Genomic DNA, 12,038 nt, shown 5'->3' with positions numbered 1-12,038 from the left:
CCGCTGACCTCACCCGTCGCCGGGTTGAAGACCTCCGCCGTCCGGCCACCGCCGTCCGTCAGGGCGCCGTTGATCCAATGCTTGACCGACTTCACTGAGCTGCTGCCTCTGCGTTGATGACTTCGAGTGCGTTGACGATGATCCCCAGGCCCTCGGTGGCCTCGTCCACCGTGAGGGTGAGGGGCGGGGCCATGCGGATGGCGGTGCCGTACAGGCCGCCCTTGCCCGCCAGCAGGCCCGCCTTCTTGGTCTCCTCCATGAAGCGGACGGCCTGGGCGGGGCTCTCCAGCTCGACGGCGAACATCAGGCCCTTGCCGCGCACGTCCTTGACGATCGGCAGGCGCGCGGCCGCCTCCTTGAGGCCGCCGATGATGATGTCGCCGGTCCGCGCCGCGTTGGCCTGGAGGTCGTGGTCGAGGACGTAGTCGAGGGTGGCGTTGGCGGCGGCCATGGAGATGGGGTTGCCGCCGAACGTGGACAGGCCCACGGCGTGCGGCCCGTCCATCAGGTCGCCGCGGGCCACGATGCCGCCGACCGCGAAGCCGTTGCCCAGCCCCTTGGCGAACGTGATCATGTCGGGGGTCACGCCGTGGTTCTGGATGCCGAAGAACGCGCTGCCCGTACGGCCCCAGCCGGTCTGCACCTCGTCGGAGATGAGGTAGATGCCCTGCTCGTCCAGGACCTCCTTGTAGGCGGCGAACAGGCCGTCGGGGGCCATGGTGAAGCCGCCCACGCCCTGGATCGGCTCGGCGATCAGCGCCGCCACGTCGTTGGAGACCGAGGTGGCCAGCACGTGGCGCAGGTCGTCCACGCACGCCTTGATGTAGTCGGCGTCGGACAGGCCCTTGAACTGGGTGAGGTGCCGGTCGGCGCCGTGCAGGAAGTGCACGTTGAGCGGGGAGAGCGAGTTGTTCTTCCACGCCCGGTTGGAGGTGACGCTGACCGCGCCGAAGCTGCGCCCGTGGTAGCTCTGCCGCATGGCGAGCACCTGGTCGGTCTTGCGGGCGTACGTCGCGAGGAGGAGGGCGGTCTCGTTGGCCTCGGTCCCGGAGTTGGTGAAGAACACCTTGGCGTCGGGGATGCCGGAGAGCCTGGCGATCTTCTCGGCGAGCTCGACCTGGCCGCGCAGCAGGTAGACGGTGCTGGTGTGGACCACGCCGGTGGCGAGCTGACGCTCGACGGCGTCGCGCACCTCGGGCACGTCGTACCCGATCATGTTGGTCAGGATCCCGGCGAAGAAGTCAAGGTAGCTCTTGCCATCGGCGTCGATGACGCGGTTGCCCTTGCCGCTGACGATCTCGATGGGCTCGTTGTAGTTGAGGGCCAGCCAGTTCGGCATCACTGCCCGGTGGCGCGCGAGTAGCTCCGACATGTTATCGAGTATCCCGTTCTCCCGTGCTTCCTCACAGCGGCAGGCTGTCGGCGGGGGGCCACATCACCTTACAAGATGTAAGTCCTCCCCCTAGGGGATCACCCGTGCGCCTGGGGGCGTACGCGCCGGCCCCCCGGTACGCCGCCAGAGGCATCGCGATTGACCACTCGCGGGCGACGACCCGGCGGGGCCCGCTCGGCCACCATCGGATCATCGACGAACCGAGGAGACCGAGATGACCGTCACCATCGACCTTCGCCCGGAGGCGCCCGCCGGGCCGCCCAAGCTCGACCGCGACCAGCTCCGCCGCGCCCAGCAGGACACCCTCGACACCCCGCGCATGGACTACAGCCTGCTGGCGCGGATGATGTTCAAGCCCGTGGACCTGATGTACGGCAGGAAGGGCTCGTACACGAAGTTCGCCATGCTGGAGATCATCGCGCGGGTGCCGTACCAGGCGTGGGAGCGGATGGGCTACTGGGCCGTCCACCGGCACGCCGGGCGCTCGGCCCTGGCCAGGAGGGTCTTCGAGCGCATCGTGGAGGCCCGCGCCGACCAGGACAACGAGCAGTGGCACCTGCTGATCATGCAGGACCTGGTGCAGCGCGCCGGGCAGCGCCAGAACTGGCTGCTGCACAAGGCGGCGCCGTGGCTGATCGCCTTCTTCTACTACCACGTGTCCTGGGTGCTGTTCGTGGTCCGGCCGGACTGGAGCTACCGGCTCAACGCCGAGTTCGAGGACCACGCCGAGCACGAGTACATGACGTTCGTGGCCGAGAACCCCGACCTGGACTTCGTGCCCGACCCCGGCACGTACGCCGACGAGTACGGCCGCTACCGCTCGGTGGCCGACCTGCTCCGGCAGATCGGCCACGACGAGCGCACGCACAAGCTCGACAGCCTGGAGAGCATGCGTGAGCCCCGCGTCCGCTAGACCTCGGCGAGCTCGGAAGCGGCCGCGACGGGGGCGGCCGGGCGCAGCACGACCAGCGCGAGCAGCGCGGCGGCGAGGCTGAACCCGGCCCCGACCCACGACCCGAGGTGCACGGCCACGGTGAAGGCCCGGTCGGCCACCTCGCCGAGCCCGATCTGCTCGGCGACCCCGATCGACTCGCGGGCCGCCGCGGGCGCGTCGAGCGGCATCTCCGAGGTGTAGACGCCGGCCAGCACGCTGCCGAGCACGGCGATGCTCATGGCCAGGCCCACCTGCTGCACGGTGTCGTTGAGCGCGGACCCGACGCCGGCGTGCTCCAGGGGGATCGCCCCCATCAGCGAGGCGTACGCGGACGGACCGGCCAGGCCGGCTCCCGCGCCCATCAGCACCAGCCCGCCCATCAGCGGCAGGTAGCCGGTGGTGAGCGCCATCACGACGAACCCCACCGCCATGATCAGCAGCCCGGCCGAGATCAGCACCCGGTTGGACACCTTCTTGCCCAGCGCCGCGCCGACGCCGTTGAAGACGACGGCCGCCGCCGCCTGGGGCAGCATGGCCAGACCGGCCTGGAGCTCGCCGTAGCCCAGCACGAACTGCAGGTACTGGGTGAGCATCAGCATCACGGCGCCCGCGCCGAACGACATCAGCAGGATCGAGAAGGACGCGCCGCTGAAGTTGCGGTTCCTGAACAGCTGCAGCGGCAACATCGGGTGCTCGGCCCGCCGCTCCCAGATGACGAACGCGGTCAGCGTGACGACCGCCACCGCGATGACGGGCAGGTTCCACTCGCGTTCGATGATCACGTACACGGCCGAGGTCAGGCCCACGATCGAGAGCACCACGCCCACCGGGTCGATCCGCCGCCCGGCGCTGCGGGTCTCGGGCATCAGCACGAAGGCGGCCACGATGGCCAGCACCGCGATCGGGATGTTGAGCAGGAAGACCGAGCCCCACCAGTAGTGCTCCAGCAGGAAGCCGCCCAGCGTCGGGCCGGCGATCACGCCGAGCATCGCCACGCTTCCCCAGATGGCCATGGCCTTGCGCCGCTCGTCCTCCTCGAAGACGGTCATGAGGATGGAGAGCGTCGAGGGCATCAGGATCGAGCCGCCGACCCCCATCAGGGCCCGTGCGCCGATCACCTGCCAGGGCTCGGCGGCCAGCACGGCCAGCAGCGACGCGCCGCCGAAGAAGGCCAGGCCGATGACGAGGAAGCGGCGGCGGCCGTACCGGTCGGACAGGCTTCCGGCGGTCAGCAGCAGGCCGGCGAAGACCAGCACGTAGGCGTCGAGGATCCACTGGATGTCGGACGGCGTCGCGCCCAGCTCCTCGATCAGGGACGGGATCGCCAGGTTCAGCACGGTTCCGTCCACCGTGAGCACCAGCAGCGAAAGGCAGAGTACGACAAGGACCCACCAGCGGCGCGGGTCTCGTACAGTGTTCGAGGTCACTCGCACAGCGTACGACAACTCTCGCACACTGTGCGAGAGCATTTATCCTTGGGGGATGACCGGCAAGCAGTTCACCTCCGTCTGGTTCCGCGAGCCGCGCAAGACCGCCGCCCCCGGCCGCAGCCGCGAGGAGATCGTCAGAGCCGCCCTTGAGCTGCTCGACGAGGAGGGCATGGCCGGGCTGAGCATGCGCAAGCTCGGCGCGAGGCTGAGCGCCGGCGCCACCAGCCTCTACTGGTACGTCGCCAACAAGGACGAACTGCTCGAACTCGCCTACGACCAGGTCTGGGCCGAGATGACCGTCCCCGACGCCGAGGAGGTGGGCTGGCGCGACGCCGCCTCGGCCATGGCCTACGGCATGCGCGCGGTCATGCTGCGGCACCCGTGGTCGGCCGACCTCCTCGGCCGGGTGCCCGCGCTCGGCCCGCACGCCCTGTCCGCCTCCGACCGGATGCGCAAGATCTTCAGGACGGCCGGGTTCCACGGCCTCGACGTCGACTACGCCGTGGCCGCCGTCACCGCCTTCGTCTACGGCATGACCCTGCCCGAGATCGCCTGGGACGCCACCGCGAAAGACTCCGACTACGACGCCGACGAGATGCGCGGCATGGTCGCCAAGGCCGCGGCCGACTTCCCCGACATGCTGGAGAGCCTGGCCATGGGGGCGTACCAGGATCCGCAGGTCCTTCGGGCCACGGCGTTCGACTTCGGGCTCGTGTCGGTGCTCGACGGCCTTGAGCGGCGGCTGGCGACGTAGCAGGATCCGGGGCATGAGCGATTTCCGCGCGGCCCGCGATCTTCTCCTGAGCGCCGACTACCCCACGGCCCGGCGTGACTTCCGCTGGCCGGAGGCCGAGCAGTTCAACTGGGCGCTCGACTGGTTCGACGGGGTACTGGCCGCCGAGACGCCGCAGGCCGCCGCCCTGACCATCGTGAACCCCGGCGGCCGGGTCTCCCACACCTTCGCCGAGTTGTCGGCCCGCTCCAACCAGGTCGCCAACTGGCTGCGCGAGCAGGGCGTGCGCCGGGGCGACCGCGTCCTGCTCATGCTGGGCAACCAGACCGAGCTGTGGGAGTCCATGCTGGCCGCCATGAAGCTCGGCGCGGTGATCATCCCCGCCACGACCCTGCTGACGGCCAAGGACATCGGCGAACGCCTCGAACGCGGCCAGGTCGCCCACGTGATCGCCAACGCCGCCGACGCGGGCAAGTTCGGGGCCGGCGAGTTCACGAAGATCGCGGTCGGCGACGCGTACGGGTGGCTGCCGTACCACGAGGCGTACGAGGCCGGCGAGCGCTTCACCCCCGACGCCCCCACCAGGGCCGGCGACTCCCTGCTGCTCTACTTCACCTCCGGCACGACCTCCCGCCCCAAGCTGGTCGAGCACACCCACGCCTCCTACCCGGCCGGTCATCTGTCCACCATGTTCTGGATCGGCCTGCGCCCCGGCGACGTGCACCTCAACGTCTCCTCCCCCGGCTGGGCCAAGCACGCCTGGAGCAACGTGTTCGCCCCCTGGAACGCCGGGGCGACCGTGCTCATCCACAACTACGAGCGCTTCGCCGCCCGCGCCCTGCTGGAGGTGCTGCGCGACGAGCGGGTCACCACGTTCTGCGCGCCGCCGACCGTGTGGCGGATGCTCATCCAGGAGGACCTGGCGGCCTGGAAGCTGCCGTTGCGCACCGCCGTGGCCGCGGGCGAGCCGCTCAACCCCGAGATCATCGACCAGGTCGCCAAGGCGTGGGGCATCACCATCCGCGACGGCTACGGCCAGACCGAGACCACCGCCCAGATCGGCAACGTACCCGACGAGCCGGTCAAACCCGGATCGATGGGACGCCCACTGCCCGGCTACGACATCGTGCTCATCGACCCCGTCTCCGGCGAGCCCGGCGACGACGGGGAGATCTGCCTGCCGCTCGACCCCCGCCCCCTGGGCCTGATGGCCGGGTACGTCGGCGGCTCCGCCGAGGCCATGCGCGACGGCTACTACCACACCGGCGACGTCGCCACCCGCGACCAGGACGGCTACATCACCTACGTCGGCAGGACCGACGACGTCTTCAAGGCCTCCGACTACCGCATCTCGCCGTTCGAGCTGGAGAGCGTGCTGCTGGAGCACCCGGCCGTGGCCGAGGCGGCCGTCGTGCCCGCCCCCGACCCGGTGCGCCTGGCCGTGCCGAAGGCGTACGTGATGCTGGCGCCCGGGTTCGAGCCCGGCACCGAGACCGCGCGGTCGATCTTCGAGCACTGCCGGCGGGAGCTGGCGCCGTACAAGCGGGTGCGCCGGCTGGAGTTCGCCGACCTGCCGAAGACGATCTCGGGGAAGATCCGGCGGGTGGAGCTCCGGGTGCGCGAACCCCAAGGTGAGTACCGCGAGGAGGAGTTCAATCTGTGACAGTGTGTATATGGCTGTATGACCGTTCTTACAGGTTGATCGGCTAGGCTCGCCCCGTGCTCCCCACCATCGCCGACGTCCTCGCTCTTGAGACCGTGCGCCGGGGCAGCCCGCGCGTGGTCGCGGGCGCCGACCGGCTCGACACCAGGGTGCGGTGGGTGCACGTCGGTGAGATCGTCGACATCGCCCATCTGCTGCGCGGCGGCGAGCTGGTGCTCACCACGGGCGTCGCGCTCCCCGACGACCCGGAGAAGCTCGCCGACTACATCGGCGAGCTCGCCTCCGTCGGGGCCTCCGGGCTGATCGTGGAGCTGGGCCGCAGGTTCCTGCGCGAGCTGCCGGGGGCAGTGGTCAAGTCGGCCGAGGAGCACGGGCTGCCGGTCATCGTGCTGGCCCGCGAGACGCCGTTCGTGCAGATCACCGAGTCCGTGCACGCCCGGATCATCGACATCCAGCTTGAGGAGCTGCGCGCCTCCGAGCAGCTGCACGAGGTGTTCACCGAGCTGTCGGTCGAGGGCGCCTCGCCCGCCGAGGTGCTGACCCAGGTCGCCCGGCTGTCCGGCCGACCGGTACTGCTGGAGAACCTCGCCCACCAGGTGCTGGCCTGCGAGTCCGCGGGCCGCGACGCCGGCACGCTGCTGGCCGGGTGGGAGAGCAGGTCGCGGGGGGTGGCCCCGGCCGGGCGCACGGCGTACGACCCCGCCTCCGGCTGGCTGATCACCACCGTCGGCGCCCGCGGCCAGGACTGGGGGCGGCTGATCCTCATCTGCGAGACGCCGCCGACGCCCCGCGAGATGGTGCTCGCCGAACGCGCTGCCACCACGCTCGCCCTCGGCCGCCTGCTCGAACGCCACCAGGAGTCCCTGGAACGCCAGGCCCACGGCACGATCATCACCGGCATCCTGACCCACGCCTACGCCGACCCCGACGAGGCCGCCGCCCGCGCCCGCGCGGTCGGCGTGCCGCTGACCGGCCGCAAGCTGGTCAGCGTCGTCATCAGGCCGACCGAACCCGCCGACCAGGCGCTCGACGGCCAGGCGCAGCTCGGCGAGCTGGCCGAGGCCACCGCCGCCGCCTGCCGCGACGCCCGCCTGCCGGCCCTGGTGGGCGCGCTCGACCAGGAGCGGGTCGGCGTCCTGCTGCCGCTCCCGCCGCGCACCGGCGCCGAGCCCGCGCTGACCGCGCTCGCCGAGCGGCTGCGCGTGCTGTGGCGGCCCGGCTCGGCGTTCGTGCTGGCCGCGGGGTCGGTGGTGGAGTCCATCCGCGACGTACGGCGCAGCTTCCTCGAAGCCGAGCAGGTCGCGGACGTGGCCGTGCGCCAGCCCGACGGCCGCGCCTTCTACCGCCTGCCCGACCTGCGCCTGCGCGGCCTGCTCCACCTGCTGCGCGACGACGCCCGGCTGCAGACGTTCGCCGAACGCGAGCTGGGCCCGCTGCTCGCGCACGACGCCCAGCGCGGCGGCGACCTCACCCGGATCCTGCGCACCTACCTCGACGCCGGCCGCAACAAGGCCGTGGCCGCGCAGAAGGCCCACCTGTCCAGGCCGGCCTTCTACGACCGCCTGCGCCGCCTCGAACGCATCCTCGACACCGACCTCGACGACGTCGAGTCATGCCTGTCACTGCACGTCGCACTGCTGGCGCTGGAGTCCTTCCGCAGGGAGAACCGTTGAGAGCTCGTGATCACGGCATCGTCGTCGGCACCGGCGTCCCCGGTCCGCTGAACGCGATCACCGACGTGCCCGGCGTCCTCGTCGGCCACACCACGCTGACCGAGGGCACCGCCCGTACGGGGGTCACCGTCGTCCGCCCCGGCCCGGGCTCGGCCTACGACTCACCCGTCTACGCCGGCTACCACTGGCTCAACGGCAACGGCGAGATGACCGGCCTGCCCTACCTCGACGACTTCGGCCTGTTGCACTCGCCGATCGGGCTGACCAACACCTTCTCCGTCGGCGTGGTGCGCGACGCGCTGGTCTCCCTGGAGGTCGGCGGCCGGGGCGCGGGCGCGTGGTCGCTGCCGGTGGTCGCCGAGACCTGGGACGGCCGGCTCAACGACATCGACGCCCGGCACGTCCGCCAGGAGCACGTCGAGCGGGCCTACCACGGCGCCTCGGCCGGCCCGGTGCCCGAGGGCTCGGTCGGCGGCGGCACCGGCATGATCTGCCACGGCTTCAAGGGCGGCATCGGCACCGCGTCCCGCGTGACCGGCGACTACACGGTCGGCGTGCTCGTGCAGGCCAACCACGGCCGCCGCGACCGGCTCACCGTCAACGGCCGCCCGATCGTCATGGACGACGTGCCCCGCCCCGGCATGCGCGAGGGCGCGGGGTCGATCATCGCCGTGGTCGCCACCGACGCGCCGCTCCTCCCCCACCAGTGCCGCAAGCTCGCCCAGCGGGCCGGGCTCGGCGTGGCCAGGACGGGCGGCGCCGGCGAGAGCTCCAGCGGCGACGGCTTCGTCTGCTTCGCCACCGGCAACCGCGACCTGCCCTCCAACGCCCTCGACGACGGCGGCTCGGGCGTGTTCGAGGTGCGGGTGCTGGCCGACGCCCTCCTCGACCCGCTCTTCCACGCCGCGATCGAGGCCACGGAGGAGGCCATCGTCAACGCGATGGTCGCCGCCGACACGATGACCGGCGCGAACGGCTTCACCGCCTACGCACTCGACGGCGCCCGCCTGGCCGACCTGGTGAAATGAGCAACATGTCTGACGTCCTGATGCCCGACCTCGAAGACCTCGGCCGCATGATCGCGACCGCCGGCGCGTTCGCCGTGCCCGTGCACGACGTGCGGCTGACCCCCGACGAGCTCGCCCCCGAGCAGATCGTCGCGGGCGACCCCGCCACCTCGTCGCTGGAGCTGGGCGACGGCCGGGGCATCTGGGAGATCACCCCCGGCGTCGTCACCGACGTCGAGACCGACGAGATCTTCGTCGTGCTGTCCGGCCGCGCCACCATCGCCGTCGAGGGCGGCACCACCATCGAGGTCGGGCCGGGCGACGTGTGTCTGCTGGCCGAGGGCGCCCGGACGACGTGGATCGTGCACGAGACCCTGCGCAAGGTCTACCAGTCCCGGCAGTCCGGCTAGAACCGGCTAGAACCCCATCGCCGTACGGACCTCCTCCAGCGTGCGGACCGCCCGCTCCCGGGCCCGCTCGTTGCCCCGCGCCAGCACCTGCCTGACGTCGGCCTCGGTGTGCTCGCGCCGCCGCCGCCTGATCGGACGCAGGAACTCGTTGACCGCCTCGGTCGTCAGCGCCTTGAGCTCGGCGGCCCCGCCGTCGCCGATCTCCTCGGCAATCTCCTGAGGCGAACGCCCGAGGCAGAGCCCGGCCAGCGTGAGCAGGTTCGCGACCCCGGGCCGGTGCAGCTCGTCGAAGGTGATCAGGCGTTCGGAGTCGGTGCGGGCCTTGCGGATGAGGGCGGCGGTCTCGTCCTCGGTGGCCGCCAGGGCGATGGCGTTGCCGCGGCTCTTGCTCATCTTGCCGCCGTCCAGGCCCATGAGCAGCGGACGCTCGCCCAGCATGGCCTCGGGCAGCGGGAAGACCTCGCCGTACCGTTCGTTGAAGCGCCGCGCGACCAGCCGGGCCACCTCCACGTGCGGGAGCTGGTCGCGGCCCACGGGCACCAGCGTGCCCTTGCAGAACAGGATGTCGGCGGCCTGGTGCACCGGATAGGTGAACAGCAGGCCGCTGACCGAGCGCCGGGCGCTGTGCGCGATCTCGTCCTTCACCGTCGGGTTACGGCTCAGCTCCGCCACCGACACCAGGCTCAGGAACGGCAGCAGCAGCTGGTTCAGCTCGGGGATCGCACTGTGCTGGAAGATCGTGACCTTGGCCGGGTCGAGGCCGACGGCCAGGTAGTCGAGCAGCACCTCGGTGATGTTGCGCTGGATCTCGCCGGGCAGGTCACGGTCGGTGATCACCTGGTAGTCGGCGATCAGCACGTACGTCCGGTATTGGTCCTGCAGCTCCACCCGGTTGGCGAGGGTGCCGAAATAGTGGCCCAGATGCAGGCGTCCGGTCGGCCGGTCGCCGGTCAGGACGACGTCGTTCACGGTGGGTCTCTCCTTCAGGTGTGCCGCCTGAGGGGATCCCGCGCTCGTGCAGGGCCGCCATCAGGACGGCCCAGCATGGAAGATCAGCGGCCGTCTGCCGGCCGCCACCACATGCTGATACGGGTCATAACACAATGTTATCCGGACTGGGTGTCAATCTGGTAACTCTTGAGCGGTTTGGCGCGTTCTGCTGACCCCAGGACCTTGATCTCGTCAGGATGGTTCGGTCCCTTTTCCGCCCTCTGGAGAGTTCATGTCTCGACGCACCCTCGCCGGCGGCCTGGCCATAGCCGCCACGATCACCGTCACCACAGTTCCCGCCTCGGCGGCGCAGCTCGCGGTGCAGTTCCCGTCGGCCGACTTCCCGCTGGGCGCCCGGTCCGCCGCCACCAAGACGCTGACCGCCGTCACCCAGGGCATCGACCTGTACGACGTGAAGGCCGGCAGCTCCACCGACGGCTACACGGTGACCGTGCTCATGCCGAGCGGCCGCGACTACGGCGCTCTGGAGACCGCCCAGGCCAAGGTCACCGAGGTCGAGGCGGCCGGGGAGGCGGCGAGCCTGCAGAAGGTGATCCGGCCGAGCGTCGCCGACGCGCCCTCCCAGACCGTCTACATGGTCCGCGTGGGCCTGTGGTCCTTCAAGGACAAGGCGAAGGCCGACGAGACCGCCAAGACGCTCAAGGAAGCCGGGCTGAAGGTCAAGGTCGACTACCTCGGCGACGACGGCCTGAAGACCACCGGCCCCTGGGACGCCAAGGTCGTCATGATCGACTCCCGGACGTTCCGCGGCTCGTACGCCGCCTCCCTCGGCACCAGCGTCGCCAAGCGCGAGACGGTCTCCTCGATGGCCAAGGCGCGCAACGCGGTGGTCGGCGTCAACGGCGGCTTCTTCAACATCCACACCGCCAAGAACCTGCGCGGCGAGCCCGTCGGCGCCTCCGTGGTCGCCGGACGCCTGCTCAGCGAGGCCGTGCCGGGCCGCTCCGCCGTGGTGCTCCAGGGCCGCAGCGTCCGCGTCACCGAGCTGAAGACCGCCGTCACCGCGATCTCCCAGGACGGCGACAAGCTCGTCGTCAACGGCGTCAACCGCGCCGCCGCGACGGACGAGACCGTGCTCTACACCGAGGAGTACGGCGCCAAGACCCCGACCGGCGGCACCGACATCGTCCTCGACGCCAACGGCAAGGCGGTCGCCGTACGCACGAGCGGCGCCGCCGTCGCCAAGGGCACCCGGGTGCTGCACGGCCAGGGCACGTCCGCCGAATGGCTCGCCGAGCACGCCTGGGAAGGCTGGACGGTCAAGATCGACACGAAGGTCACCGACCTGCGTACCGGCAAGGCCCTCAAGCTGACCCCCGACCTGAACGTGATCGCCGGCGGCGTCGGCCTCGTGCGCAACGGCCGCGTGAAGATCACCGCCAAGCGCGACGGCCACGACTCCGTGAACATGATCCTGCGCCGCCACCCGCGCACCCTCCTCGGCGTCACCAGGAACGGCAGCCTCATCCTGGCCACCATCGACGGCCGCCAGCCCGGCGTGACCATCGGCGCCAACTTCCACGAGGCCGCCCAGTTCATGCGCTGGCTCGGCGCGGTCCAGGCCGTCAACCTGGACGGCGGCGGCTCGACCGCGATGGTCGTGTCGAACAAGCTGGTCAACCGGCCATCGGACGGCGTGGAGCGCGGCGTCGGCGACGCCCTCCTCGTCCTTCCCCAGTAGCGGCCGGGGCGCGAGGGGCAGGCTCGCCCCCCACCCCCCCCGCAACCCCCCCCCACAACCCCCCACCGGCGGGGCCGGCCCCCCCCGCGGCGGGCGGGTAACA

At 71.1% G+C, this 12,038-nt stretch carries 10 protein-coding genes; 7 read left to right on the top strand and 3 right to left on the bottom strand.

Annotation, left to right across the window (positions count from 1 at the left end):
* Positions 1-91: 91 nt before the first annotated feature.
* Positions 92-1,372: an aspartate aminotransferase family protein gene (locus tag AB0J97_RS51130; protein WP_357710726.1), complete on the bottom strand. Its 1,281-nt coding sequence runs from the start codon at positions 1,370-1,372 to the stop codon at positions 92-94.
* Positions 1,373-1,607: 235 nt separating this feature from the next.
* Here AB0J97_RS51130 and AB0J97_RS51125 point away from each other — a divergent pair, with 235 nt between their 5' ends.
* On the top strand, positions 1,608-2,306 hold the full coding sequence (locus AB0J97_RS51125; protein WP_357710723.1) for an alternative oxidase: 699 nt from the start codon (positions 1,608-1,610) through the stop codon (positions 2,304-2,306).
* Here the strand turns inward: AB0J97_RS51125 and AB0J97_RS51120 are convergent.
* Complete coding sequence (locus tag AB0J97_RS51120) at positions 2,303-3,754, bottom strand: MFS transporter (RefSeq protein WP_357710721.1); 1,452 nt, start codon at positions 3,752-3,754, stop codon at positions 2,303-2,305. The two genes, AB0J97_RS51125 and AB0J97_RS51120, sit on opposite strands and share 4 nt — an antisense overlap.
* Positions 3,755-3,809: 55 nt before the next feature.
* Between AB0J97_RS51120 and AB0J97_RS51115 the strand changes: the two genes are divergently transcribed.
* From AB0J97_RS51115 to AB0J97_RS51095, 5 genes are read left to right on the top strand one after another with little or no spacing between them, the layout of a single operon-like run.
* Entirely contained in the window at positions 3,810-4,511 is a 702-nt protein-coding gene (locus tag AB0J97_RS51115; RefSeq protein WP_364104589.1) for a TetR/AcrR family transcriptional regulator C-terminal domain-containing protein, read from the top strand.
* 13 nt (positions 4,512-4,524) lie between these two features.
* On the top strand, positions 4,525-6,153 hold the full coding sequence (locus tag AB0J97_RS51110; protein WP_364104586.1) for an AMP-binding protein: 1,629 nt from the start codon (positions 4,525-4,527) through the stop codon (positions 6,151-6,153).
* A 56-nt stretch (positions 6,154-6,209) separates the two neighbouring features.
* Entirely contained in the window at positions 6,210-7,826 is a 1,617-nt protein-coding gene (locus AB0J97_RS51105) for a PucR family transcriptional regulator ligand-binding domain-containing protein (RefSeq protein ID WP_364104583.1), read from the top strand.
* On the top strand, positions 7,823-8,854 hold the full coding sequence (locus AB0J97_RS51100; RefSeq protein ID WP_357710711.1) for a P1 family peptidase: 1,032 nt from the start codon (positions 7,823-7,825) through the stop codon (positions 8,852-8,854). Before AB0J97_RS51105 ends, AB0J97_RS51100 begins: the two co-directional genes overlap by 4 nt.
* Positions 8,855-8,859: 5 nt before the next feature.
* Positions 8,860-9,243: a cupin domain-containing protein gene (locus AB0J97_RS51095; RefSeq protein WP_364104579.1), complete on the top strand. Its 384-nt coding sequence runs from the start codon at positions 8,860-8,862 to the stop codon at positions 9,241-9,243.
* 6 nt (positions 9,244-9,249) lie between these two features.
* Here AB0J97_RS51095 and trpS read toward each other — a convergent pair whose 3' ends face one another.
* Complete coding sequence (gene trpS / locus AB0J97_RS51090; RefSeq protein WP_364104576.1) at positions 9,250-10,212, bottom strand: tryptophan--tRNA ligase; 963 nt, start codon at positions 10,210-10,212, stop codon at positions 9,250-9,252.
* Between the two features lie 253 nt (positions 10,213-10,465).
* On the opposite strand from trpS, the gene AB0J97_RS51085 reads away from it, so the two are divergent.
* Positions 10,466-11,935, top strand: coding sequence for a phosphodiester glycosidase family protein (locus tag AB0J97_RS51085; protein WP_364104573.1), 1,470 nt, complete (start codon positions 10,466-10,468; stop codon positions 11,933-11,935).
* The last annotated feature ends 103 nt before the right edge of the window (positions 11,936-12,038 follow it).

The sequence above is a fragment of the Nonomuraea sp. NPDC049607 genome (genome assembly GCF_040675375.1).
In the GTDB taxonomy this organism is placed as follows: Bacteria; Actinomycetota; Actinomycetes; order Streptosporangiales; family Streptosporangiaceae; genus Nonomuraea.
Note: the sequence above shows the minus strand (reverse complement) of the source record. Positions and strands in the feature narration are given on the sequence as shown.